General features: G+C 33.3%; 25 protein-coding genes. 14 read left to right on the top strand and 11 right to left on the bottom strand.

All coding sequences use genetic code 11. From position 1 onward, the window contains the following. Position 1: 1 nt before the first annotated feature. Genes ABXQ82_RS15955 through ABXQ82_RS15930 form a run of 6 tightly spaced genes read left to right on the top strand, consistent with a single transcriptional unit; the run spans position 2 to position 7,042 of the window. On the top strand, positions 2 to 997 hold the full coding sequence (locus ABXQ82_RS15955; RefSeq protein WP_367062013.1) for a glycosyltransferase family A protein: 996 nt from the start codon (positions 2 to 4) through the stop codon (positions 995 to 997). Next, complete coding sequence (locus ABXQ82_RS15950) at positions 994 to 2,103, top strand: glycosyltransferase (protein ID WP_367062010.1); 1,110 nt, start codon at positions 994 to 996, stop codon at positions 2,101 to 2,103. Before ABXQ82_RS15955 ends, ABXQ82_RS15950 begins: the two co-directional genes overlap by 4 nt. After that, on the top strand, positions 2,104 to 3,174 hold the full coding sequence (locus ABXQ82_RS15945; RefSeq protein ID WP_367062007.1) for a glycosyltransferase family 4 protein: 1,071 nt from the start codon (positions 2,104 to 2,106) through the stop codon (positions 3,172 to 3,174). Then, entirely contained in the window at positions 3,175 to 4,545 is a 1,371-nt protein-coding gene (locus tag ABXQ82_RS15940) for an O-antigen ligase family protein (RefSeq protein ID WP_367062004.1), read from the top strand. A gap of 6 nt (positions 4,546 to 4,551) precedes the next feature. Next, the gene (locus tag ABXQ82_RS15935; protein ID WP_367062001.1) at positions 4,552 to 5,595 is read left to right on the top strand and encodes a glycosyltransferase family 4 protein; all 1,044 of its coding nucleotides are present in this window, start codon (positions 4,552 to 4,554) and stop codon (positions 5,593 to 5,595) included. Between the two features lie 55 nt (positions 5,596 to 5,650). Further along, on the top strand, positions 5,651 to 7,042 hold the full coding sequence (locus ABXQ82_RS15930) for a sugar transferase (protein ID WP_367061998.1): 1,392 nt from the start codon (positions 5,651 to 5,653) through the stop codon (positions 7,040 to 7,042). Between the two features lie 213 nt (positions 7,043 to 7,255). Here ABXQ82_RS15930 and ABXQ82_RS15925 read toward each other — a convergent pair whose 3' ends face one another. Together ABXQ82_RS15925 and ABXQ82_RS15920 are read right to left on the bottom strand one after the other, a co-directional pair. Further along, positions 7,256 to 8,419: a DUF4105 domain-containing protein gene (locus ABXQ82_RS15925; protein ID WP_367061995.1), complete on the bottom strand. Its 1,164-nt coding sequence runs from the start codon at positions 8,417 to 8,419 to the stop codon at positions 7,256 to 7,258. Then, complete coding sequence (locus ABXQ82_RS15920) at positions 8,419 to 9,408, bottom strand: PorV/PorQ family protein (protein WP_367062125.1); 990 nt, start codon at positions 9,406 to 9,408, stop codon at positions 8,419 to 8,421. Before ABXQ82_RS15920 ends, ABXQ82_RS15925 begins: the two co-directional genes overlap by 1 nt. A gap of 280 nt (positions 9,409 to 9,688) precedes the next feature. Here ABXQ82_RS15920 and ABXQ82_RS15915 point away from each other — a divergent pair, with 280 nt between their 5' ends. Further along, the gene (locus ABXQ82_RS15915) at positions 9,689 to 10,438 is read left to right on the top strand and encodes a CDP-alcohol phosphatidyltransferase family protein (protein ID WP_367061992.1); all 750 of its coding nucleotides are present in this window, start codon (positions 9,689 to 9,691) and stop codon (positions 10,436 to 10,438) included. A gap of 5 nt (positions 10,439 to 10,443) precedes the next feature. After that, positions 10,444 to 11,343: a DUF808 domain-containing protein gene (locus ABXQ82_RS15910; protein WP_367061989.1), complete on the top strand. Its 900-nt coding sequence runs from the start codon at positions 10,444 to 10,446 to the stop codon at positions 11,341 to 11,343. Positions 11,344 to 11,616: 273 nt separating this feature from the next. Here ABXQ82_RS15910 and ABXQ82_RS15905 read toward each other — a convergent pair whose 3' ends face one another. The 4 genes from ABXQ82_RS15905 to ABXQ82_RS15890 form a co-directional block, all read right to left on the bottom strand. Then, entirely contained in the window at positions 11,617 to 11,961 is a 345-nt protein-coding gene (locus ABXQ82_RS15905; RefSeq protein WP_367061986.1) for a DUF4844 domain-containing protein, read from the bottom strand. Positions 11,962 to 12,070: 109 nt separating this feature from the next. Further along, complete coding sequence (lptB, locus tag ABXQ82_RS15900; RefSeq protein ID WP_367061983.1) at positions 12,071 to 12,811, bottom strand: LPS export ABC transporter ATP-binding protein; 741 nt, start codon at positions 12,809 to 12,811, stop codon at positions 12,071 to 12,073. 270 nt (positions 12,812 to 13,081) lie between these two features. Beyond that, the gene (tatC, locus tag ABXQ82_RS15895) at positions 13,082 to 13,906 is read right to left on the bottom strand and encodes a twin-arginine translocase subunit TatC (protein ID WP_367061980.1); all 825 of its coding nucleotides are present in this window, start codon (positions 13,904 to 13,906) and stop codon (positions 13,082 to 13,084) included. Continuing rightward, entirely contained in the window at positions 13,906 to 14,871 is a 966-nt protein-coding gene (locus tag ABXQ82_RS15890; protein ID WP_367061977.1) for a KpsF/GutQ family sugar-phosphate isomerase, read from the bottom strand. Before ABXQ82_RS15890 ends, tatC begins: the two co-directional genes overlap by 1 nt. A gap of 208 nt (positions 14,872 to 15,079) precedes the next feature. On the opposite strand from ABXQ82_RS15890, the gene ABXQ82_RS15885 reads away from it, so the two are divergent. Then, positions 15,080 to 17,287: a RecQ family ATP-dependent DNA helicase gene (locus ABXQ82_RS15885; RefSeq protein WP_367061974.1), complete on the top strand. Its 2,208-nt coding sequence runs from the start codon at positions 15,080 to 15,082 to the stop codon at positions 17,285 to 17,287. A 535-nt stretch (positions 17,288 to 17,822) separates the two neighbouring features. Here ABXQ82_RS15885 and ABXQ82_RS15880 read toward each other — a convergent pair. From ABXQ82_RS15880 to ABXQ82_RS15870, 3 genes are all read right to left on the bottom strand, one after another. Then, a complete protein-coding gene (locus ABXQ82_RS15880) occupies positions 17,823 to 18,461 on the bottom strand; it encodes a nucleotidyl transferase AbiEii/AbiGii toxin family protein (RefSeq protein WP_367061971.1) in 639 nt (212 codons plus the stop codon). After that, positions 18,461 to 18,970 (bottom strand): HigA family addiction module antitoxin, encoded by a 510-nt coding sequence (locus tag ABXQ82_RS15875; RefSeq protein WP_367061968.1) that lies wholly within the window; start codon positions 18,968 to 18,970, stop codon positions 18,461 to 18,463. The genes ABXQ82_RS15880 and ABXQ82_RS15875 overlap by 1 nt, the downstream gene beginning before the upstream one ends. Before the next feature lie 333 nt (positions 18,971 to 19,303). Next, on the bottom strand, positions 19,304 to 20,047 hold the full coding sequence (locus ABXQ82_RS15870) for a GIY-YIG nuclease family protein (RefSeq protein WP_367061965.1): 744 nt from the start codon (positions 20,045 to 20,047) through the stop codon (positions 19,304 to 19,306). Positions 20,048 to 20,268: 221 nt separating this feature from the next. Here ABXQ82_RS15870 and ABXQ82_RS15865 point away from each other — a divergent pair, with 221 nt between their 5' ends. From ABXQ82_RS15865 to ABXQ82_RS15850, 4 genes are all read left to right on the top strand, one after another. Next, positions 20,269 to 21,201, top strand: coding sequence for a peptidylprolyl isomerase (locus ABXQ82_RS15865; RefSeq protein WP_367061961.1), 933 nt, complete (start codon positions 20,269 to 20,271; stop codon positions 21,199 to 21,201). Between the two features lie 135 nt (positions 21,202 to 21,336). Next, on the top strand, positions 21,337 to 21,759 hold the full coding sequence (locus ABXQ82_RS15860) for a hypothetical protein (protein WP_367061958.1): 423 nt from the start codon (positions 21,337 to 21,339) through the stop codon (positions 21,757 to 21,759). A gap of 47 nt (positions 21,760 to 21,806) precedes the next feature. Next, entirely contained in the window at positions 21,807 to 22,352 is a 546-nt protein-coding gene (locus tag ABXQ82_RS15855) for a YfiT family bacillithiol transferase (RefSeq protein WP_367061955.1), read from the top strand. After that, the gene (locus tag ABXQ82_RS15850) at positions 22,353 to 22,838 is read left to right on the top strand and encodes an N-acetyltransferase family protein (protein ID WP_367061952.1); all 486 of its coding nucleotides are present in this window, start codon (positions 22,353 to 22,355) and stop codon (positions 22,836 to 22,838) included. On the opposite strand, the gene ABXQ82_RS15845 is transcribed toward ABXQ82_RS15850, so the two are convergent. Then, a complete protein-coding gene (locus ABXQ82_RS15845; protein WP_367061949.1) occupies positions 22,835 to 23,392 on the bottom strand; it encodes a thioredoxin family protein in 558 nt (185 codons plus the stop codon). The genes ABXQ82_RS15850 and ABXQ82_RS15845 overlap by 4 nt on opposite strands. A gap of 385 nt (positions 23,393 to 23,777) precedes the next feature. Here ABXQ82_RS15845 and ABXQ82_RS15840 point away from each other — a divergent pair, with 385 nt between their 5' ends. Further along, positions 23,778 to 24,113, top strand: a complete 336-nt coding sequence (locus tag ABXQ82_RS15840; protein ID WP_367061946.1) for a tRNA-binding protein — start codon at positions 23,778 to 23,780, stop codon at positions 24,111 to 24,113. Between the two features lie 65 nt (positions 24,114 to 24,178). Here the strand turns inward: ABXQ82_RS15840 and ABXQ82_RS15835 are convergent, their stop codons facing one another. Beyond that, positions 24,179 to 24,571, bottom strand: coding sequence for a PUR family DNA/RNA-binding protein (locus ABXQ82_RS15835; RefSeq protein WP_367061944.1), 393 nt, complete (start codon positions 24,569 to 24,571; stop codon positions 24,179 to 24,181). Between the last annotated feature and the right edge of the window lie 148 nt (positions 24,572 to 24,719).

Here is a 24,719-nt window from a genome sequence, read left to right as displayed (position 1 = left end):
TATGAATTTCTCATTAATAGTGTGTACTTACATGCGCCCAAAACCTATTTTAGATTTACTTAAATCGGTAGAGCAGCAAACACTATATCCAAATGAAATATTAATTGTAGATGGATCTACAAATACTGATACGCAATTGGTTTTGCAGAATAGCAACTTTAAAAATTTAAAATACCATAAAGTTGAAGAAGCGCATAGAGGTTTAACAAAACAGCGCAATTATGGTATTAATTTGGTGGATACAACTTCTGAAATTATTTGTTTTTTAGATGATGATGTTGTTCTTGAAGACACCTATTTTGAAGAATTGATAAGTACGTACAAGCTTAAGCCAGATGCATTAGCAGTTGGTGGTTATATTAACAACGAAGTTAAATGGGAAAAGACTTTAGAAGAATCTAACCCTAATAAATTTTATTTTGATGGTTGGATGCGTACCGAACCTTCTAGATTTAAATTAAGACGTAAATTTGGGTTGTTGCCAGATGCTGTACCAGGTTTTATGCCAACATTTTCGCATGGTAGAAGTGTGAGCTTTTTACCTCCTTCAGGAAAAATATACGAAGTGGAACAAATTATGGGAGGCGTTTCGTCCTATAAAAAAGAGATTTTTGAAACATTGAAATTTTCAACATATTTTGAAGGTTATGGCTTGTATGAAGACGCAGATTTCTCTTTAAGACTCGCAAAATTGGGGAAACTATATATAAACACCAAGGCGCAATTAGCACATTATCATGAAGGTTCTGGAAGACCAAACAAGTTTAAATATGGTAAAATGGTCATTAGAAATGGTTGGTATGTTTGGCGGGTTAAATATTCAAATCCTAGTTTTAAAGCCAGAATAAAATGGCATGCTACTGCATTTTTGCTGACATTAATTCGGTGTACCAATGTTTTGAATACGAATAAGAAAAGCGAGGCATTTTCAGAGACGTTAGGCAGAATAGTGGGGTGGTGGTCTTTAATTTTTAAAAAACCAAAAGTAGAATCATGAATTTTGTAATCATTTCCCATGTTGTACATAAGCTAAGCGCAGGGAAAATTTCTGCCTATGAACCTTATGTAAGGGAAATGAATTTATGGCTTAAGTATGTAGATAAAGTTACTATAGTAGCTCCTGTGATAGATGAAGCAACAAATGCTATCGAAATTCCTTATCAACATAAAAGCATAACATTAAATAAAATTTCACAAATTCAATTTACTTCTATAAAGCATATTTTTAAATCTCTTTTTCGCCTACCAATACTATTCATTCAAATTTTTAAGACTTGCAAAACAGCAGATCATATTCATTTAAGATGCCCTGGAAACATCGGTTTACTGGGGTGTCTCGTTCAAGTTTTATTTCCGAAGAAAATAAAAACCGCAAAATATGCTGGTAATTGGGATCCTAAGGCAAAACAACCCTTGAGTTATAAATTTCAAAAATGGCTATTGAGCAATACGTTTTTATCCAGAAACATGACAGTTTTGGTTTATGGGGAATGGGAGCAGCAAACCAAAAATATAAAGCCATTTTTCACGGCATCTTTTAGAGATTCTGATAAAACGGAAACCTACGAAAGAAACTATAACGAACAATTACAATTTGTTTTTGTTGGAAGTTTAGTATTGGGCAAACAGCCAAAATTGGCCATTAAGATAGTAGAGCTTTTAATTGAAAAGGGTATAGATGTAACTTTTAAAATTTTTGGTGATGGACCTTTAAAAGCCAATTTACAGGAATATATAAACGAAAAACAACTACAGAACAGCATTACTTTAGAAGGCAATAAATCTATTAACTCCATAAAGGAAACTTTAAAGAAATCTCATTTTTTAATACTGCCATCAAAATCTGAAGGCTGGCCAAAGGCTGTTGCAGAAGCCATGTTTTTTGGTGTTATTCCAATTGCTTCAAAAGTATCATGTGTTCCAAATATGTTGGATAATGATAATCGAGGTATTTTGATTGAACCAGAGGTTGAATCTGCTGTACTAAAAATAATAGAAACGATACATAGTGTTGATTTGATTGAGATGTCTAAATTAGCATCAAAATGGTCACAAAAATTCACTTTAGACTATTTTGAATTAGAAATCAAGAACTTAATTTAAATGCGAGTACTTCAGCTTATAGATTCATTGGAAGCAGGTGGCGCCGAACGTGTTGCTGTTAATTTAGCAAATGGTCTATCTAAAATGGTGGGAGTTTCTTTTTTGTGTGCGACACGAAAAGAGGGCATTTTGAAGCACGGAATTTCTAAAGATGTAGGCTATTTATTTTTAAATAAAAAAAAAGCAATAGATTTTAAAGCAGTTAAAAGATTAAATCATTTTATTATTAACCAAAAAATAGATATAATTCATGCGCATTCTTCATCTTTTTTTCTTGCCACACAAGTTAAAATTGTAAATAGAAAGGTTAAAATAGTCTGGCATGACCATTTTGGAAATCGAGAGAATTCTTCAATTTTTAATAAATCTATTTTAAAGGTTTGTTCTTATTTTTTTTCACAAATAATTACTGTTAACAATAGATTAAAGGATTGGTCTAAAAAAAAGTTAAATTGTAAATCGGTACATGTTTTATCAAATTTTGTGGTAGAAAGTAACGAAATAAAATCGACAGAGCTCCATGGAACCACATTGAAACGAATAGTATGTTTAGCAAATTTAAGAAGCGATAAAGACCATATCAACTTACTTAAAGCATTTTGTATCGTTAACAAAGTAAAACCATACTGGACGCTCCATTTAATAGGTAAAGATTTTCAGGATGACTATTCAAAAAAAGTGAGAAATAAAATAGTATCATTAAATTTATCGAATTCTGTTTTTATTTATGGTAGCTGTCAAGACACTATGAGTATTTTAAGCCAATGTGACATAGGTGTTTTATCTTCAAAATCAGAAGGTTTACCAATGTCTCTTTTAGAATATGGTTTGGCTAAACTACCCGTAGTTGTAACTAATGTTGGAGACTGTAACTTAGTGGTTGTAAATGATGATGTAGGGAGATTGATAGATTCTAATAACGAAAAAGAATTAAGTAAAGCAATATTAGAGTTAACCGAAGATGCTGTTTTAAGAAAACAATTAGGGATGTCGTTATTTTATCATATAAAAGAGAATTTCGGTAAAAAACAGGCGATTGAAAATCTCATTAAAATTTATCAAAACGTATAAGTGCATATTCTAAAAAGTAAATATCTAAGATTAGTAATCATACACCTAGTGTTGGGGTTTATTATTTATTCTGTAAAATCGCTATCTGTAGTTTATTTTTTGGGAATTGTTGGTGTTAGTGTTATTTTAATACTCAAGGCACCTACAAAAAACAAGACTATTGTAGTGCTAATGACATGTGCTTACACGGTAGGAGCCGAAGTGTTTTTAAGAATGACAGGAGGGAATATTGGCTACGAATCTTCTAAATATGCTGTTGTTTTATTTATAGTTTTAGGTATATTTTTAAGTGGGAAAGTTGATAAGAGAGCCTACACATATATTATCTTTCTTTTTCTGTTAGTGCCAAGTATCATAGTTGCATCAAGCACCTTAGATTTAGGTACAAACGTAAGAAAAGCTGTGACCTTCAATTTAAGTGGACCATTTTGTTTAGGAATTTCTGCGCTTTATTGTTACAATAGATCTTTGAGGTTTCAAGACATGAAAAAGTTAATACTCGCTTTTTTATTACCAATATTATCCACGGTTGTTTACCTCTCTTTATACACGCCTAGTTTAAAAGAAGTATTAACAGGTACAGGTTCAAACTTCGCAACATCAGGAGGGTTTGGCCCAAACCAAGTCTCGACAATGTTAGGGTTTGGTATTTTTATGTTGGTTGTAAAGTTTTTTTTAGACTCTAAAACTCTTTTTTTTAAACTTTTTCATTTATGCTTAATCGCTTTTATGACCTATAGGGCATTAATTACTTTTAGTAGAGGAGGTGTTTTTGTTGCAGGAATTATGATAGTTGCTTTTGTAGGAACATATTATGTTTATACAAGCAAACAGTTCCGAATAAAAATAATCAGTTTAATGAGTATATTTGGACTTGTTTTGGTATTTACTTGGATGTTTAGCTCCTTTAATACTTTTGGGCTCTTAGATAAGCGTTATGCTAATGAAGACGCTATTGGGCGAGAAAAAGAAGATGTTACTACAGGAAGAAAAGATCTTTTAGAATCTGAATTAAAAGTGTTTTTTGAAAATCCATTTTTGGGTGTAGGTGTTGGGAAAATGAAAGAAATAAGATTAGAGCAGGATGGTATAGAATCGGCATCACATAATGAAGTAAGTAGAATGCTCGCAGAACACGGTGTAATAGGTGTTCTAGCCCTCTTGGTTTTAATAATTACACCTTTGGTGTTCAGAATAAAAAACAGAAAAAACATATTTTTTTATGCTTTCTATTTGTTTTGGATTTTAACCATCAACCACTCGGCTATGAGAATAGCAGCTCCAGCATTTATTTATGCATTATGTTTATTGAATTTAACTTTTGAACCTTCAAAACGTAAGAGAAGCGTAAAATTAGCGCAAGCAAATTGATGCCAAATGCGATACAACGGAGGGACAGGAAAGAAGCACATGAAAAATATTCTTTACATAGGAAATCAGTTGTCACAAATGGATAAAACCGAAACAACGATTGATACGTTAAGCAGATTATTACGTTCAGAGAATTTTGATGTGATTACTGCCTCTCGCAAAGCGAATAAGCTTATGCGCTTGTTGGATATGTTATTTCATATTGCAAAAAACCGAAACAACGTCGATTATGTTTTAATTGACACTTATAGTACCTCCAACTTTTATTATGCATATCTATCAAGTCGATTATGTAGGTTTTTTAAGTTGAAATATATTCCGATTTTGCATGGAGGTAATTTGCCAGAGCGCATAAAAAAATCGTCCAAACTTTCAAAGCAACTATTTGATAATGCTTATGTCAATGTTGCCCCTTCGTTATATTTAATGACAAATTTTGAAAAGGCTGGATTTAAGAACCTAGTTTACATACCAAACACAATTGAACTTAAAAATTACAAATTCGAGAAGAGAACCATTAAAACGATAAAATTGTTATGGGTTCGGTCTTTTTCAAAGCTTTACAATCCGAAATTGGCAGTTAAAATCTTAAAAGCACTTAAAGATGAAAATATAAATGCAAGTTTATGCATGATTGGTCCTGATAATGATGGAAGTCTTATAGAAACAAAAGCACTCGCGAAACAACTGAAACTAGACGTTCAATTTACGGGAAAACTAACCAAAACAGCATGGCACAAAAAAGCAGAAGCCCATACTATTTTTATCAATACCACAAATATTGATAATACACCAGTAAGTGTTATTGAAGCTATGGCGCTAGGTTTACCCGTAATATCGACAAACGTTGGAGGACTTCCTTTTTTAATTGATAATGGTGTAGATGGTGTTTTAGTAGCACCTGATAATACTGAAGTTTTTAAATCAGAAATTTTAAACCTTATACATGATAAAGACTATTTGAATGAAATAGTAAACAATGCCCGAAAAAAAGTTGCACAATTCGATTGGGAAGTTGTAAAACAAAAGTGGTTTTCAATTCTATCTTAACATTGGTTATCAAATTAACTTAGTATCTTTACATAGCAAAACCTCCCTAACATTAATGCTAAAAAAAGGCATACATTTTAATATATCTGAACGAAAAGTTCTTTTAAGACTTATCGATGTCGTAACAATACTGGTCGTATTATATTTTGTTGGTAACACTTTTGATTTTGACTACTTCTCAATCACTCCAGAAAACTGGAAATGGATGTTGGTGTTAATTCTTTACATCTCTGTTTTTGGTACTATTTTCGAATTATACGATTTACAAAAATCCAGTAAGTTCGAAAAAGTTTGGGTAAATATTTTATTAACAGCATCGGTAACAGTACTCTTCTACTTTTTAACGCCCTATTTTACACCCGTCTTGCCCGAGAATAGATTGCAGATTCTGTATTTTTTCGTCTCAATTTTAGGCGCGTTATTACTTTGGCGTTTTGCTTATATCACTTTTGTAACATCACCTCGTTTTTATAAAAAAGTACTGATAGTAGGAGAGACTTCAAATATTAAAACCATTTTAGAAACGTTTAACGATTCAGATCCTAATTACAAAATCGTGGGATTTATTAATTGTGAAATTAATAAGACCGAAAAGGTGAATTTTAAAGGCTTAAGAGAGTATAGTCCAAAACAAATATATCAAGTCATTCGGGATAATAATATTTCAGAAGTAGTCGTAGCCAGTTATAATTCTGAAAATATAACCTCAGAAATTTATAAAGACCTGATTACGCTCCTTGAAGGCGGATTGCCCATTAAGGAATACACGCAGGTATATGAAGAATTAACGCAAAGAATACCTGTTCAGTTTGTTGGAAGGGATTTTTACAAGTATTTCCCTTTTAGTAGAAGCAATCAAAACAAAATGTATCTCTTTTTTCATCGTTTTGTTGATATTGTAGTATCTACTATTGGTATTTTAATTGGTATTCTATTTTTACCCTTTATAATATTGGGAAACCTGATAGCCAATAGAGGTTCTCTTTTTTATACGCAAGAGCGTATTGGGAAAAATGGTAAGCTTTTTCTAATAGTGAAGTACAGAACCATGATAAGAAATGCTGAAAAGGACGGTGCGGTTTGGGCAAAAAAGAATGATCATAGAATAACGCCCTTTGGTAAGTTCATGAGAAATACTAGGCTCGATGAGATCCCTCAATTTATAAACATATTGAAAGGAGAAATGAGTTTAATTGGTCCAAGACCAGAGCGTCCTCATTTTGTAAGGGAGCTGTCTCAAGTACTTCCTTTTTACGAGACACGCCATATTGTAAAACCAGGTTTAACAGGTTGGGCACAAGTAAGAACAAGATATGGATCATCTATAGATGATAGCTTATTAAAACTCCAATACGACCTGTATTATATCAAGCATAGAAGTTTCGCACTCGATGTTAATATACTAATGAAAACGCTAAGTACCGTAATTTTCTTAAGAGGACAGTAGGGGGGATTTAGTATGCAGTATTCAGTTTGCTGTATTCAGTATTCAGTCTCGGTTTTATTCGAAATAGAAATTGAAAATTTCAATATTCAAAGAATTCCCTGTGTATTTCCGCACCGTCTCCGTGAATCTCCACGAAACAATTTTCAGCAGTCAGTAATCCGTGAGAACCTCCCGGTAGGCAGGTCCGTGATCCAGATAGCTCTCGGGACGTGTCTAATATTTTTTTAAAAAACCAATCAGATATAAATACCTCACGAACAGCCCAATAAGCAAAGGAACCAACCCAATAGCAAAAACCTGAACGCCAATAATCCAATGCAACGTTAGCAAACACAATAAGATCACCAATAGTTTCAAGTATTTCACAAACCAAGAACTCACCTCTTTTTTGAACAATTGAAAAACAGCTATTAAATTAAGAGCATTCGCCCATAATAAATTATAATTCTGATGTGTTCCAGTATGGTCCGTGGCAAACCAAAGCAGTAAAATAACAATACCGGTTATTCCAGTAATACTAAAGATTATAATATCTAAGGATTTCGTGTGCTTTTGAGATTTATAATCTTTGTAAGTAATAAATAGAATGAACAATCCGATAATCCCAAAAACAAATAACGGACTTGTCAAAAAATTAGAACTATTTTCTCTTGGCTTTTGCTCATAAACAAGCAGGCTCTCTTTAACCAATGGTGTTTCATCACTTCCAAACGTAGCGTTCTCAAAGAATTTATAAATATTCTTCGGTAAAAACATATGTTGTTCAGGCGTAGCTTTTCTATCGATCACAGAACCAAGAGCCAAATCTATTCCAAAACTTCCCCAAGAATTCCTATTCAAGTTTTCGTGTATTAATGTTCTAAAAGAAGCTTCCATATAGTCCTCTGGAATATTAAATTTAATGGAATTATTGACCGCAATTTGAGCGACATCCTTTATTTTGGTGGCGCAATTATCAAAGAAGAATTCGTATAAATAAGCCCTGTTTTCAGGTTTATAATTATGTATTAAAAAATCATACAGCCTTTGTTTCTGGTCCTGACTTAAATTTAAAACCTGTTCTTTAATCGTTCTGTTATAATATTCATACACACGATAAAACCTATCAAAAGAAGTTTTTCCTATTTTATAATTTAATTTCCCTTGGGCAAATTTCAAATAGAAATTAGGGGCTTCAAAATCAAATTCGCCATACCCATAAACAACATCCAGCTTGTTGTTAAAATCTTTAATTCTGAAGGCATTATGTCCGAAAGCATCGTTTAGATGAGTGCCAGGGCCAACGGTCAATACGCTTATTTCGGCACTTTCCGAAAGATGCTGTGCTTGTACTGATAAGAAAAGAAAAGAGAAAAATAAGAGTAATGATGTCTTCATTATCTAAAGATACTTAAATCGATTTTTAAAGAAAATACATTGGAATATAATGCCACACTTTGGTCGCCAATATCGGTAAAGGCATAATCTATCTGTACACCACTATATTTAAAGCCCAAACCGAAACTTGGTTGAAAACTCACTTGTTCTGAGTCATCAATTTGTGTTTCGTTTTGAAAATTCCCAGCGCCACCACGCAAATACACCATATCTAGATATGCAAATTCAAAACCTAAAGCAGGGTTGATACTAGCGAAAGACGACGAAAAAACATCATTGTTCTCTTCAAACCGAACATTTACATTAGCAGAAGCTAGAAGCGTATAATCGTAATGAAATGTTATGAGTTTAGAAATCCCTATCTGTAATTTAGGAATGGTAATTTCAGTAGTTTCAGGCAATTCTTGGTTCTGACCCTCGACGGCATCTTTAATGGTTTGAAATTCCGCTTCATCTATTGCCCACGCATTAAATGTAGTGGTAATATCCCGTGCCATAACACCAAAACTCCAATCGTTTCTAGTCTTATATTGAATCCCGGCATCCAACCCAAATCCCCAAGAGGACGCAAAATCGCCTATAATCCTTCGAATAACTTTTGCGTTTGCTCCAAAGCTTAATCCATCATTTAAAGTTGATTTTCTAGCATATGAAAACGTGATGCCATAATCGGCAGTAGAGAATAAACTAATTCTATCGTAATTTATATTTCCCTGTTCATCAATAAGTTGGGTGGTGTTTAAAATATCATCCACAGCAAATCGAATTAAGGAAATACCAACGGCGCTTCTATTATCTATTGGCATTGCAAAAGCGGCATAGTCGTAATTGGCAATATTTGCAAAGTAACTGGAATGCATTAGGGCAAGCTGATTATCTTCAATATTGACCAACCCAGCAGGATTCCAATACCCAGAATTCACATCTGCGGAATGTGAGGTTACCGCACTACTCATTCCCAAAGCAGCAGCATCTACACCAATATTCATAAACTCATTAGAATATTTTCTAACGGTTTGACTAAATACGGAAAGTGTTATTAAACCAAATAAAACAGTTATGTAATATCTCAATCGCAATTTTTTTACAAAGATGCACATTATACCTTTTCTATCATAACATATCACACAGAAAACAAGATTTTCACACTTATTTAAAAATATGGTTACCCGTAGAATGTTATCGTATAAACTACAAATAATAACAGATATTGTTCAATACATGCCATAGACTAAAATTGTTTGCTATTTTTACCGAAATATTTTATTTATGAAGCGATATATACCAAATGCATTAACACTTCTCAATTTATTCTGCGGAAGTATTGCTGTTATTTTTGCTGTTAATGATAATTTTATTGCTGCGGCACTATTTGTTTTTTTAGGCATATTTTTCGATTTCTTTGATGGTTTTGCAGCACGTAAATTTAACGTTCAGGGTGAACTGGGATTACAATTGGATTCTTTGGCAGATGTAGTTACTAGCGGATTGGTGCCAGGAATTGTGATGTTTAAGCTCATTGGGTTAACACAAATTGCGTGGGTTGATAATCTTCAAGAACATAGGGGTTTTGATTCATTATTGGGAATAGCAGGTGGTAGCTTGTTGCCTTTTTTAGGTTTAGCAATAACCTTGGGCTCTGCTTTTAGATTGGCAAAATTCAATATAGACACAGAACAACAAAGCTTTTTTAAAGGGTTGCCAACGCCTGCAAATACCTTATTAATCATTTCTTTACCATTAATTTTGGAATTTCAGAATAATGATGTGATTAATGCTATTATTTTAAATAAATGGTTTTTAATTGGTTTAACAGCATTCAGTTGTTGGATCTTAAATTCAAATGTTAAGCTGTTCGCTTTAAAGTTTAAGGATTATAGCTTTAAACCAAATGCTACCAGATACATCTTTATAATTTTGTGTTTGGTATTGCTTATCGTATTACATTTTGCAGCCATACCAATTATCATATTATTGTATATACTCATGTCTGTTTTAGACAATCTAACCTCTAAATAAATATCATGGCATCAGGGTTTTTTGCATTATTTGACGACATAGCCGCTTTAATGGACGATGTGGTTGTAATGAGTAAAATAAGCACAAAAAAGACTGCTGGTATTTTAGGCGATGACTTAGCTGTAAATGCTGAAAAGGCAACTGGATTTATAGCCTCAAGAGAGCTTCCCGTTTTGTGGGCAATAACTAAAGGTTCGGCCCTCAATAAATTAATTATTTTACCAGTTGCTTTCTTGCTTAGCGCTTTTGCACCATGGGCAGTAACTTTGGCTTTGATTTTAGGAGGTGTCTATTTGGCTTTTGAAGGTTTTGAGAAAATATATCATTTTTTCTTTCCTCATAAACATGAAGATGATGACAAAAAACACATAGAAGATGTTATTGTTTTGTCTAAAGAAGAGCAGCTTGTTGCAGAGAAAACGAAAATTAAATCGGCTATTTTTACTGATTTTATATTATCTGTAGAAATCGTAATTATTGCACTTGGAACTGTAATTGGGAAACCTATCTTGTTTCAAATTTTAGTGGTGTCTATAGTTGCTATTATCGCTACAATTGGGGTGTATGGCATTGTTGCTCTTATTGTTAGAATGGATGATTTTGGCTTAAGATTAGTAAGTTTAAACGATAATAAGAAAAGCATATCGTACATTTTTGGAAACATTTTGATCAATACCTTACCATGGGTTATAAAAAGTTTATCTGTAATTGGTACTATAGCTTTATTATTGGTAGCAGGCGGTATTTTTGTTCATAACATTGAGGTCTTGCACCATTTTTTAGACATACTTCCCGGTTTTGTTAGAGATTTTATTGTTGGAATAATTGTTGGTTTTTTTGCATTTTTACTTGTGAAACTATTTGTTTTTATTAAGAAGAAGTTTGTAAAAGGAGATGAAAAATAATTGCCAGACAAAGCTTTGTTTTAGGCGAAATATTTCAATGAAATTGATGCCGATGATGAAGAGCATATTATTTTAGGTTTGATGATGATGGTGTTGTTGGAGCGAAGAAAGGGGTAGGTTTGTTAATAAACATATTTTTTTTAAGATAAAATCTTCCTGTTCTGTCATTCCCGCTAAGGCAGGAATCCACTCAAAACAATCTAATAATTATAAAAATAGATTTCTGCCTACGCAGGAATGACAGTAGCATTTATAAAATACAAAGTGAAATTGTTAATACATAAAGCCATTTAGATGACCTCCAGAACTTTCTAGCCCTACAATATCCATTAGTTCCTCAAAATACCCACAAATTCTTTCCCTATCTTCTGTGTCAATTTCTAAATACATATGGGAAAACCTAGAAAGACCAATTTTTATTTTTTCTTGATATTTTAGATTTGTAGGATTATCAGATTCAGAAATACTCTGAAAATCTAAAGCTGCTTCATTAATGTTTTTAGTAAAGACAGGTCTTTTTTTAACGTCTCCAATTCCTGGGTAGAAATTTTCTTGATAAAATTTTTTCTTAGAAATAAAATTTTCGAATTTCTCTTTAGCGTCTTCTGGAGTTTTCATTATAATTATGTTTTCAACACAAGCGATAAAAAATAAAAGTGTAAAACAAATAAAAACCTTTTTGATCATAATCAATCGTTTAGGGTAAGATGAGCAAAATTTATAGTGTTTACTCCCGAATCTTCTTCTTCCGCAACTCAAAATTCTGACCCAAATAAACCTTACGTACCATTTCATCATTAGCCAATTCCTCAGGTTTTCCAGCTTTAAGAATACTACCTTCAAACATTAAATAGGTTCTATCGGTAATGGCGAGGGTTTCTTGTACATTATGGTCGGTAATCAAAATACCGATATTCTTTTTAGTCAATTGCGCTACAATACGCTGAATATCCTCAACCGCCACGGGGTCAACACCTGCGAAAGGTTCATCAAGTAAAATAAAATTAGGATCGGTTGCTAGAGCACGTGCAATTTCAGTACGACGGCGTTCGCCACCAGATAATAAATCACCTCTACTTTTACGAATATGTCCGAGTCCGAATTCTTCAATTAGAGACTCCATTTTCAAGTGCTGCTCTTTCTTGCTCAATTTGGTAAGTTGCAGTACACTTAAAATATTATCTTCAATACTCAGTTTTCTAAATACCGAAGCTTCTTGTGCCAAATACCCGATACCATGTTGCGCACGTTTGTACATTGGGTACTTTGTGATTTCGGTATTATCCAAAAATATATGACCGCCGTTGGGTTTTATCAATCCAACAATCATATAAAAAGATGTGGTTTTTCCAGCACCGTTTGGGCCTAAAAGTCCAACTATTTCACCTTGATTTACTTCAAGAGAAACATCTTTTACTACTTTTCGTCCGCTATAGGACTTCATTAAATTTTCGGCTCTTAAAATCATAAGGGTAATAATATATATTTCAAAAATAGTTAAATCTGGGAGACTAATGACACGAATTTTTTAATTACAACAGAAAACTGGGACTATTATTGTTTTTTGACACGGATTTCACGGATTAGTGTATGCTGAAAAAAAATGTTACGCAGAGAGATGTACAGAGAATACACGGAGATGACAGAGGATTTTAAACCCTAAAGACTATAATTATGACGGATTTACTGTGACAGGAAACTCCGGCTGCAAACTGCTAACTGAGTACTGCAAACTAAATTAAACACGTACTTTCTCCTTTCTGCGTTGATTTCTAATCACCATTTTAGAAATAAAAATACTCACTTGATATAATACTAAAATTGGAATCGCTACAATAACCTGACTCGCAATATCTGGCGGTGTTATAATTGCTGAAAGTATTAAAACAATTACCAAAGCATATTTTCTGTATTTTCTAAGGAACTCTGGAGTTACCAGTCCAACTTTGGTCAAGAAAAAGATGATAATTGGCAATTCAAAAATTAATCCAGAGGCTAAAACTGAATTTCTCACCAATCCAATATAGGAACTGATATCTATTTGATTGTCAACCATTTTGGATATGCTATAATTAGCTAAAAAATTAATGGAAAGCGGGCAAATAATATAGTATCCAAACAAAACTCCGATGAAAAACAATAAAGATGAAACTATAATAAACCCTCTGGAATGTTTTCTTTCGTTGGAATGCATTGCCGGACTTATAAATTTCCAAAATTGATAAATAACATAAGGGAACGAAAGGATGAAACCTCCCAAAACAGCAGTCCAAATATCAGCAGAAAATTGTCCTGCCATTGTCCTATTTTGTAAAATCAAAGGGATTTTTTCACCACAAAAAGTGGTGTCAACATTAATGAAATTAGCACATCTACACAAAAAATCATAGGTTGGGAAATCCATTTCCAAAGGTGCAAAAATGATCTCGTCAAAAATAAACCGACTGGAGATAAATGCAACCGCTCCAACAATTACAATTGCTAAAACAATTCTAATTAAATGCCACCTTAAATCTTCAAGATGATCTAAAAAAGACATCTCGTTTATGTTTTTCTTCGCCATTATATAATACCCTCTTTTACCAAATCATGTAAATGAACAACGCCAGCATATTTACCATTGTCTTCAACTAATAACTGCGTAATGCCAAAACCTTCCATAAGTTCTTTAGCATCAACAGCCATGGCATTAGGAGAAATTCGTTTTGGGTTTTCACTCATGATTTCCTTAGCGGTAAGCGATGAGAAATTATCCGTTTTGGTTAACATTCTACGTAAATCACCATCGGTAATTACACCAACAATAGCTCCGTTTTCAACTACTGCCGTTATGCCCAAAAGTTTTTCAGTTATTTCTACAATCACATCTTTAATACTTGCATTGAGGCTAACTTGCGGTTTTTGATTTACCGATGAAATGTCATGCACCCTTAAATATAATTTTTTGCCTAAAGCACCCCCTGGATGGTATTTTGCAAAATCCTTACTTGAAAAACCTCTTTTTTCCAATAAACAAATAGCCAACGCATCGCCAATGACCAATTGCGCTGTGGTACTTGTGGTTGGTGCTAAATTATGTGGGCATGCTTCTTTTTCAACATAAGTATTCAATACATAATCGGCTTGTTGTACTAAAAAAGATTCGGGGTTTCCAGTAATGGCAATCATTTTATTTTTCGCCATTTTTATTAAAGGCACTAATACTTTAATTTCAGGAGTGTTACCACTTTTAGAAATACAAACCACCACATCATTGTCTAAAATCAATCCCAAATCGCCATGAATCGCATCGGCGGCATGCATAAAAATAGAAGGTGTTCCCGTAGAATTTAAAGTCGCTACAATTTTATTGGCAATTATGGCACTTTTACCAATACCCGTTATTATAACACGTCCTTTGGAATTAAAAATCAATTCAACTGCATCTGCAAAATCATCATCTACAAGTTTAGATAAATTCAAAATGGCTTTACCTTCCATTTCAATAGTTTGTCTTGCGGTATCTAAAATAGTTGCTTTACTGTTCAAAAAGTTATGGTTTTATGTTTTATATAATCGACGCTATAAAAGATTTTGTTATCTTTAATGTCAGTCAATTTAAAATTTTATCGTAAATTCAAATCTCGTTACAAAACTAACGAAAAAATGATTGGGGGCTCTCCATATACATTACTAAATTAACAAGGTTATTTGTAAATGTATATTAAATAATTAGTTAATAAACTTTATAGATTTCATGGCAATCGTAAAAACAGACTTGCATGGTGCATTAAAAAAGTATTTCGGGTTTAATAAATTTAAAGGACTTCAAGAACCTGTTATAGAAAGCTTACTATCTGGAAAACATACATTTGTAATCATGCCAACAGGTGGTGGAAAATCATTGTGCTATCAATTACCTGCATTAATGAAAGAAGGAACTGCAATAATTGTTTCTCCATTAATTGCTTTGATGAAAAATCAAGTAGATGCAATTAGAGGTATTTCAGATGAAGAAGGCGTAGCACATGTTTTAAATTCTTCATTGAACAAAACAGAGGTTAAGCGCGTAAAGGAAGATATTACCAATGGCACCACAAAATTGCTTTATGTGGCACCAGAATCGCTGACCAAAGAAGAAAACGTGGAGTTTTTACGTTCTGTAAAAATCTCGTTCATGGCTGTTGACGAAGCCCATTGTATTAGTGAGTGGGGACATGATTTTAGACCAGAATACAGAAACCTAAGACATATTATAGGCAGAATAGGCGATAATATTCCAATTATAGGATTGACTGCTACGGCAACTCCAAAAGTTCAAGAAGATATTATCAAAAATTTAGGAATCTCGGGAGCTACTACATTTAAAGCCTCTTTTAACAGACCTAATTTATATTACGAAGTACGCCCGAAAACTAAAAATGTAGATGTTGATATTATTCGTTTTGTAAAACAGAATGAAGGAAAATCGGGTATTGTATATTGTTTAAGCAGAAAACGTGTTGAGGAGTTGGCGCAAGTTTTACAAGTTAATGGGGTTAAAGCTGTGCCTTACCATGCAGGATTAGACGCAAAAACAAGATCGAGCCATCAAGATAAGTTCCTAATGGAAGATGTAGATGTTGTGGTGGCTACCATCGCTTTCGGGATGGGAATAGATAAACCCGATGTGCGTTTTGTAATTCATCACGACATTCCAAAAAGTATTGAGAGCTATTACCAGGAAACAGGGAGAGGCGGTCGCGATGGGGGTGAAGGTCATTGTTTAGCCTATTACGCCTACAAGGACATTGAAAAACTAGAAAAATTCATGTCTGGTAAACCTGTGGCAGAACAGGAAATTGGGCACGCATTATTGCAAGAAGTTGTGGCGTTTGCGGAAACTTCAATCTCAAGACGGAAATTTATCCTGCATTATTTCGGCGAAGAATTCGATACAGAAACAGGAGAAGGTGGCGATATGGATGATAACGTGCGCCATCCAAAAAAGCAAATCGAAGCAAAGGACAATGCGAAGCTTTTATTAGAAGTTGTTCAAAGTACCAACGAAAAATACAAATCCAAAGATTTAGTGAGTGTTATTGTTGGTAAAGAAAATGCCATGATAAACTCGCATAAAACAAACGAACTGCCTTTCTTCGGAAAAGGAAAAGATCAAGACGATAAATATTGGATGGCATTGCTGCGACAACTTTTAGTTGCAGGTTATTTAAAGAAAGATATTGAAACCTATGGCGTTATAAAATTAAAGCCAGAAGGCGAGGCATTCATCAAAAAGCCAACATCTTTTATGATGACGGAAGACCATGTGTTTGACGATGGTAAAGGTAAAAGCGATGGTATCATTACCGCAGAAAAAGGTGGCGTAGGCGTTGCGGATGCTGCTTTAATGAGCATGCTAAAAGATTTACGAAAGAAAAATGCAAAAAAATTGGGTGTGCCGCCGTTTGTGATTTTTCAAGATCCTTCGTTAGAGGATATGTCGCTCAAGTATCCAATAAACTTAACAGAGTTGGCAAATGTGCACGGTGTTGGCGATGGAAAATCTAAAAAATACGGAAAAGATTTTGTGGCGTTAATAGCACAATATGTTGAAGATAACGATATCACCAGACCAGACGATTTGGTTGTAAAATCAACTGGGAGCAATTCGGCAAATAAACTGTACATCATTCAAAATGTAGATAGAAAACTACCCTTAGACGATATTGCGTCCTCCAAGGGCATGTCCATGGACGATTTTATAAAAGAAATGGAAGTCATTGTCTATTCCGGCACAAAACTCAATATCAATTATTGGATTGATGAAATTTTAGACGAAGAACAACAAGAAGAAATCCATGAGTATTTTATGGAGTCCGAATCTGAAGATATAAATGATGCCATCGAAGAATTTGATGGCGATTATGATGATGAGGAATTACGTTTGTATAGAATAAAGTTTTTTAGCGAAGTGGCGAATTAGCATTGTAATTATTTGGGCGTTACCCCGAAAAGGGGTCGGGCTTTCTGCTATATCTTTTTAAAGCGTCATAGCGAGGACGAAGGACGTGGCTATCTCATAAATGTTAGTTCTACATAGGCTTTGTCGCTTTAATAGTTTTAAAAAGGATGAGCCTGTCCTGAGCGTAGTCGAAGGGCTTCAATCCCTAACGCGGGTTAGTTTGCTAGTTTTTAGAATACCCGAAATTCAGGTGTTTACTTATAGAGAGCTTTCTCCTTATTTTCAATATAATTAGGATTTACTTTTATTAATATCTTTTCAGGGGGCTAGTGCTCGTTTGAAACGAGTACCCATAAATTATATTTTAAGCTAACCGTTTCTGAACATTGTCATATTCTATACTTTATTTTGATATAAATTATTGAGACTTATTTAATACGGTACTCGTTTCAAACGAGCACTAGCGGAGTCTAGGGATTTGAATCAGTTTTAGCTTTCTTTTTTTGGGATTTCGTCCCAATAGCTATCGGGATCGCCTTTTTGGAATTTTATTACATTATTTTAATGAGTTTTCAATATCTATTTTAATTAGTTCCCAAACTTTCCCTTTTAGACATTTAGGCGTAAAATCTTTTTCAGCAACAGAGAAATCAACAACTTTAGTTAATAGTTCATCTTTAGAATAGCCATAAGGATTTCTTTTTAGATAAAAATCTATCATGTCATTTAGTGAATAGGTTTCTAACAGTTCATGGATATCCCAAAAATCTTTTTTTCTGCCACCTTGTGCAATGATTTCAAATTTCATTGCTGCCACTTCTTCAATACTAGAAAACCGAACACCTTGTTCAGTACTACAAGGAAAAACAAAAGGGTCTGTATAGAATAAGTCTAATTTTACCACATCACTTTCAGTAGTGCCAATAAAATAAGATTTACCCAATCCAACTAAATCAACAGAAGACTTTTCCACATAAGGAAAAGTTTGAATTAAAATATCTTCAAGTTTTGCGAAGTCAATACTTCCATAATCAGCATCTGTGAATAAATCTATATCAATGGATGCTCTATGACCTAACTGAAGACTTAAAGAAGTACCTCCAACAATTCTAAAACTATGAAGCTCCTCAATCAACATTAATTGTTTAAGGGTTTGCCACAATACATCAGAAACGGTGTTTAAATATAACTTCATTATATTAAATTATGCGCAATAAGATTGGCCTTAAAAGAAGGTAAATAACTTGTCCCTATGGATTTAATTTCTTTTAAAATAGTTGTTCTTCCGTAGAATAAAATAATTTCATTTATTTCAGATTCATTTCCTCTTTCTAAAATTCTTTTGATAACTGCTCTTTTATTTTTAATCCAATCTATGTCGTCAAAATTAGTATCCCAAAACAGTTCTTTTCTAACATTACTAATATTAGGCATGCTTTTTAGTTCAGATGCTTCGGTGATTTTTACGTCATAACTTGCTTGTAATAACATGAAGTAATCTGTATCAGTCTTAAATTCTTTTGATAGTTTAATTGAAAGTTTTGGATTAATGTCTCTTCTTTTATTTAGAATAGCACTAATGGTTTGTTTGTGTTCGCCAATTAATTCAGCTAATTCAGAACCTTTTAGATTCCGATTATTCAATTCCCATCTTAGTAAAGTACCAGGATGGATACCCTTAATTTTATTTAATCTTGGTAACATGATTCAAATTTTATATGAAATTACAAAATATTTAAATAGTAAACAAAAACGTTTACTATTAATAAACACTATTGTTTACTTTTAATCAGGGATTATTCCAAGTTTTTTATGCGAAGTTTAGTCATTTTAATCTTCCGAAAACATGACTGGTGTTTTAGTGATTTTTCAAAATACTTCGCAGTTGGTTTTACGTTAGAGAAGGTACAAACTGAATTTTTTTTATTAGAGAATAAGCAGATTGGTGGGTAGAAAAATGTATTCAATTTAAAGTTTATCAATTATAGAAAGTATTTATTTTTTTATATGTTAGATAAGCATGTTTGCAACTGGCTTTTATTCATTCAGCAATTTTATTATTTCATCAACTTCTTTGGCGTTCAAATCGAACCATTCTCCACGCACTCTTTTATGTGAATAAAATTCGTGAAGATGATTTTCCAATTCCAATGCTAATTTTCTTGTCGCAAATTTCCTTTTTGCAATTGTTTTAATTTTCGGGTCTTCACTCCGTAATGTTTTTTCACGATAATTTGGGTCATTTGACATTCCAATTTTATGCAAACCAGATTTACTATCAAGCATTAAATATGTGTAACAAAATTTTTTAGTTGTTTTAGTAGATTTTTTAACTTGTCCAACTGTTTTGTTTTCATAGAAGTGTTTAGAAAACTCCAAACATTCAGAATAATGTTTAGATTCTAAATTTTTAAATTGTTCAGGTTTCTTTAATTCAATATCCCAAACTCCGTCGGTACAAGCTAATCCACGAGCCATTGGTAACCCATTTTCCGTGTCGAAAAGATTTACTTCTGGACACATTCCTGTAAACATTCCGTTCGTTTTTCCTTTAGACCAGGTTGGCGGTTCAGAAACTATATTTATTTCCTTTTCCTCATAATCAGAAGGAATAGCGTTTCCTTTTCTCAAAGTTTCATAAAGGTTGTTATTATAATCAATATCAGAATAGTCTGAATAAAAGTAAATAGTCAAAGCGTGCCTCCTACAATATTCCAAAATTGGACATCTTGAGTGAAGTCCTATTTCTCTACTTTGTTTTAAATACTCTTGTTTGTTCATAGTTTTTTTCAGCTTGTTGCTAACTCGTTATATCAAAACTTTTATCACCGATATCCCGTAAATAAATCAAGGGCTAGTAACTTTTTTGTTACTGTTACCCCGTAAATATAATTAATTTTTCCTACGAAAATTTAAAAAACATATTGAAGCAACTAATTAAACCTACAAATCCATAATCATAAATCATTTCATATATTTGCAGCTCAATAAAAACAAGTACAATGCAAGACGGATTATACGCAAAATTCAACACATCTAAAGGCGAAATAGTAGTCGCTTTAGAATACCAAAAAACACCGGGAACAGTAGGTCATTTTGTGGCTTTAGCTGAAGGAAACTTAGAAAACAAGATAAAACCTCAAGGCACACCTTATTATGATGGTTTAAAATTCCATAGGGTTATTCCAGATTTTATGATTCAAGGTGGTTGTCCACAAGGTTCTGGTGCTGGGAATCCAGGATACCAGTTTGATGACGAGTTTCATCCAGATTTAAAACACGATGGCCCAGGGGTATTATCTATGGCGAATGCAGGCCCAGGCACTAATGGAAGTCAGTTTTTCATCACACATACCGAAACTGCTTGGTTAGATGGGAAACACACCGTTTTTGGAAAAGTACAAACGGGACAAGATGTTGTTGATGCTATTGCTCAAGGCGATAAAATTGAAAGTTTGGAAATTGTACGAGTAGGAGACGCCGCAGAAGCATTTAAAGCTGTTGAAGCTTTTAGAACTTTTGAAGGTTCTAGGGAAAAAAGACTAGCGGAAGAATTAGCAAAAGTAGAAGCAGAATTGGATAAAGTTGCTGCTGGATTTGATAAAACAGAAAGCGGATTACGTTACCGAATCATCCAAAAAGGAAACGGTGCAAAAGCAGAAAAAGGTAAAACTGTTTCTGTACATTATAAAGGACAATTAATTGACGGTACAGTATTCGATTCGTCTTACAAAAGAAACCAGCCCATTGATTTTCCATTGGGAGTTGGTCAAGTCATTCCAGGATGGGACGAAGGGATTAGCTTATTAAATGTTGGCGATAAAGCACGTTTGGTAATTCCAAGTCATTTAGGTTATGGAAGCGCAGGTGCAGGAGGTGTAATTCCACCAGATGCAAATTTAATTTTCGATGTAGAGTTGATGAATGTGAAATAGAAAACACAAATCAATTATATAATTTAAAGCACTCATTTTTTGGGTGCTTTTTTTTGATTTGGTTCTCACGACGTTTAATTAATTTGTTTGTCGATTATATTTTAACATTTAATCTCTTACTCGTAGTTTTGCAGCGTGATAAGCGTAAAACAATCAGATTTATATTCGGAAGTACTGAAAGAACTTAATTATTCTTTTGGTAATGTTTACATTTTTAATGGGTTTGTAATTACCGAAATTAAACAAGGTATTAATGTCAGTTGGGAAAACCATGCGAAACTTATTGCTGAAGATGTCTCCTGTTATTTAGGAACAGATGGAAGCGATTTGGTTTACATTTCCAATCGCATACATTCTTATGCAGTTATGGCAGCAGACTGGTTAAAGTTTTTTAAAAGTAATTATCTTTTAAAAGCCTATTACATTGTTTCTAGTTCTCCGCACAGTAAACTCAACCTCATGGTAGAAAGTTTATTTTTTAAAAACAAAATAAAAAGTTTTGATTCGCTTCATGCTGCTGTTAATTGGGTAAAAAAAGGAATGGTAGAAGTGGCTTAGTCACTAATATTACTTATTTTTAGCGCGATACTTCAAAATTAAAACTTGTGACTTCAGCAGAACTAGAAAAATTAAAATATCCCATAGGTCAATTTGAATGCCCGAGTAATATATCCGAACAAATTATTGAAAGTTGGATCTCTATTTTAGAGCATTTTCCAAACCGTTTAGAAAACCTTGTTAAGGATTTAAGTGATAAACAATTAGATACGGTTTACAGACCAGATGGTTGGACAATTAGACAAGTTGTCCATCATATTGCCGATAGTCATCATCATAGTTATTCACGGTTTAAGTGGACATTAACAGAAGATAAACCTGTAATAAAAGCCTATTATGAAGACCGTTGGGCAGAATTGATGGATACTAGAACTGCGCCCATAGGCATGTCTTTAAGTTATATTAAAGCGCTTCACGAAAAGTTGGTCTATATCTTGAAACGCTTATCTGAAGAAGATTTAAATAAGTGTTTTGTACATCCTGAAACCAATAACGAAGTAAAATTGAATTACAATATTGGTAACTATGCATGGCATAGTAATCATCATTATGCCCATATAGAAAATTTACTAAAGCGTAACGATTGGCTTTAAATGATTAGAACACTTCAAACAGGGGATACTCAAGCATTACTGGAAATTTACAATTATTATGTTGTGAATACTGTTGTTACTTTTGATATTGAACCTTTATCGTTTGAAGTTTTTCAAGGGAAAATAAGTAGTATAAATGCTGAATATCCGTTTTTAGTATATGAAGACCAGAATGAAATTTTAGGTTTTGCTTACGGGAGTAAATTCAGACCAAAACCTGCCTATAATTTTTCGGTTGAATCTACGGTTTATATAAAACATACAGCCCACGGCAAGCAAATTGGAACGCAACTGTACAAAGCATTAATAGGGCAATTGAAACAAACAGAAGCTCACACAGTTTTGGGCGTGTTGACCATACCAAATGAAGCCAGCGTAAAACTTCACAAAAAGTTTGGGTTTAAAGAAGTAGCACACTTAAAGGAAGTGGGTTTAAAATTTGGGAAATGGCATGATGTAGGTATTTGGCAATTGAAATTACATTAACTTTTCCATTTTATGTTACAGCCAATACTTGGTTTTTGATTTGCCTTATTTTCTTTGCCTTCCAAAATACAATCTAAAGCGTTTCTCAAATCTTTTCCAGAAAGCGGAATTCCATTTCCAGGTCTAGAATCGTCTAATTGTCCGCGATATACTAATTCCAATCCATCATTAAATACATAGAAATCTGGAGTGCAAGCAGCGTCGTAAGCCTTTGCTATCTCTTGGGTTTCATCATATAAATAAGGGAATGGGTAACCTTCAGATTTAGCATGAACTTTCATTTTATCAGGGCCATCTTGCGGATAATTTACAGCATCATTACTTGAAATGGCTATAAACGAAATGCCTTTTGACGTGTACTCATTAGCTATCGCCACCAATTCAGAATTCACATGAATGACAAACGGGCAATGGTTACAGATAAACATGACTACCGTGCCATGTTCTCCTTTCAATTCATTTAAACTTCGTTTGGAATCGGAAACAGTATCCAAAAGAGAAAAATATGGAGCTTTTGTTCCTAGCGGAAGCATATTTGAAGGTGTTCTTGCCATAATCTAAAGTTTTCTCAAAGTTCGTTAAAATTAATAAAATACGAGTTGGATATCGGAGCAATTATAATTCAAGGGTAAAAAATTTCTTATTTTCAATCGTTGGTGTCCGATAAAAAAATCAGAAATCTTTCAACCTTTTACTTGATAAGCGATGTTTAAGATGTCGCCCCGATGGGGCTTGATTTTTTAGCTCTTATCCTTTTGCTACAAAGATTCCATCCCTATGGGATTCTTTTAGCTCCAGAGGAGCGTAATCTTTATAGACCGAAGCAAAAAATGTTATAAAGCTCCATAGGAGCGAAATTTAATCGGACAATAGTGGTTTTCAAAAATAATTATTCACTTCATTAAATTTATCTTTATATTAAGTTCTCAATTTTAAAAAATGAACGAAACAATATCTTTTGAAGATTTTACCAAAGTGGATTTTCGGGTAGGCACCATCATTGAAGTCAACGATTTTCCAGAAGCGCGACACCCTGCCTATCAATTGACTATAGATTTTGGAGACTTAGGCCTAAAAAAAACGTCAGCTCAAATCACAACATTATATTCTAAAGAAGATTTATTAAACAAACAAATTGTGGCGATTGTTAATTTTCCAAAGAAGCAAATAGCAAAGTTTATGAGTGAGTGTTTGGTTTTAGGTGCAGTCGATGGAAAAGATGTGATACTTTTAAACCCAGAAACCAAAGTAAAAAATGGAACTTCTATTAGCTAATTAGAATCCATAAAAAAACCGCCATTAAAAATAGCGGTTTCATCATTTTAATCCTTTAGATAAGATTATATATCGTCAAAGTCTATGTCCGTAAAACTTTCAGTAGATTTTGGCTCTTCTGGAGTAGAAGCAACTTCATTTGCTGGCGCATCATATTCCTTTTTAAAGTCTTTTTGATGGCGTTCGCTTATCACTTCATTACCTTTTTCGGCAATAATATAATCTGTCATTTCAGCTAGAATCTCCTTAAATTCAGTAAAATCTTCCTTATAAATATAGATTTTGTGCTTTTTGTAATGGAAAGAACCATCGTCGTTTGTGAATTTTTTACTCTCGGTAATCGTCAAGTAATAATCATCTGCTTTTGTAGCTCTAACATCAAAAAAATAGGTGCGTCTTCCTGCTCGTAATACCTTAGAAAAAATCTCCTCTTGCTCCATCATGCCGTTGTTACTCATTATATTTCAATTTAATTAAATACTTATTGTTTACATCAAAAATCTAAAAAAAACCTAAACTTACCAACATTTTTTAAAGTTTCTTTTTAAAATAGTGACTTTTATTGCATTAAATGAAAATTTCAATAAAGATTTATACTACTTATTA

The sequence above is a fragment of the Algibacter sp. 2305UL17-15 genome (assembly GCF_040720935.1).
Classification (GTDB): domain Bacteria; phylum Bacteroidota; class Bacteroidia; order Flavobacteriales; family Flavobacteriaceae; genus Jejuia.
The sequence above is the reverse complement of the archived record's forward strand: the minus strand, read 5'-3'. Positions and strand labels throughout refer to the sequence as shown.

Coding starts and splice junctions, on each gene's coding strand:
- ABXQ82_RS15955 (WP_367062013.1), top strand. CDS start 2: ATGAATTTCTCATTAATAGTGTGTACTTACATGCGCCCAAAACCTATT.
- ABXQ82_RS15950 (WP_367062010.1), top strand. CDS start 994: ATGAATTTTGTAATCATTTCCCATGTTGTACATAAGCTAAGCGCAGGG.
- ABXQ82_RS15945 (WP_367062007.1), top strand. CDS start 2,104: ATGCGAGTACTTCAGCTTATAGATTCATTGGAAGCAGGTGGCGCCGAA.
- ABXQ82_RS15935 (WP_367062001.1), top strand. CDS start 4,552: ATGCGATACAACGGAGGGACAGGAAAGAAGCACATGAAAAATATTCTT.
- ABXQ82_RS15930 (WP_367061998.1), top strand. CDS start 5,651: ATGCTAAAAAAAGGCATACATTTTAATATATCTGAACGAAAAGTTCTT.
- ABXQ82_RS15925 (WP_367061995.1), bottom strand. CDS start 8,419: ATGAAGACATCATTACTCTTATTTTTCTCTTTTCTTTTCTTATCAGTA.
- ABXQ82_RS15920 (WP_367062125.1), bottom strand. CDS start 9,408: ATGAATATTGGTGTAGATGCTGCTGCTTTGGGAATGAGTAGTGCGGTA.
- ABXQ82_RS15915 (WP_367061992.1), top strand. CDS start 9,689: ATGAAGCGATATATACCAAATGCATTAACACTTCTCAATTTATTCTGC.
- ABXQ82_RS15910 (WP_367061989.1), top strand. CDS start 10,444: ATGGCATCAGGGTTTTTTGCATTATTTGACGACATAGCCGCTTTAATG.
- ABXQ82_RS15905 (WP_367061986.1), bottom strand. CDS start 11,961: ATGAAAACTCCAGAAGACGCTAAAGAGAAATTCGAAAATTTTATTTCT.
- lptB (WP_367061983.1), bottom strand. CDS start 12,811: ATGATTTTAAGAGCCGAAAATTTAATGAAGTCCTATAGCGGACGAAAA.
- tatC (WP_367061980.1), bottom strand. CDS start 13,906: ATGGCGAAGAAAAACATAAACGAGATGTCTTTTTTAGATCATCTTGAA.
- ABXQ82_RS15885 (WP_367061974.1), top strand. CDS start 15,080: ATGGCAATCGTAAAAACAGACTTGCATGGTGCATTAAAAAAGTATTTC.
- ABXQ82_RS15880 (WP_367061971.1), bottom strand. CDS start 18,461: ATGAAGTTATATTTAAACACCGTTTCTGATGTATTGTGGCAAACCCTT.
- ABXQ82_RS15875 (WP_367061968.1), bottom strand. CDS start 18,970: ATGTTACCAAGATTAAATAAAATTAAGGGTATCCATCCTGGTACTTTA.
- ABXQ82_RS15870 (WP_367061965.1), bottom strand. CDS start 20,047: ATGAACAAACAAGAGTATTTAAAACAAAGTAGAGAAATAGGACTTCAC.
- ABXQ82_RS15865 (WP_367061961.1), top strand. CDS start 20,269: ATGCAAGACGGATTATACGCAAAATTCAACACATCTAAAGGCGAAATA.
- ABXQ82_RS15850 (WP_367061952.1), top strand. CDS start 22,353: ATGATTAGAACACTTCAAACAGGGGATACTCAAGCATTACTGGAAATT.
- ABXQ82_RS15845 (WP_367061949.1), bottom strand. CDS start 23,392: ATGGCAAGAACACCTTCAAATATGCTTCCGCTAGGAACAAAAGCTCCA.
- ABXQ82_RS15840 (WP_367061946.1), top strand. CDS start 23,778: ATGAACGAAACAATATCTTTTGAAGATTTTACCAAAGTGGATTTTCGG.
- ABXQ82_RS15835 (WP_367061944.1), bottom strand. CDS start 24,571: ATGAGTAACAACGGCATGATGGAGCAAGAGGAGATTTTTTCTAAGGTA.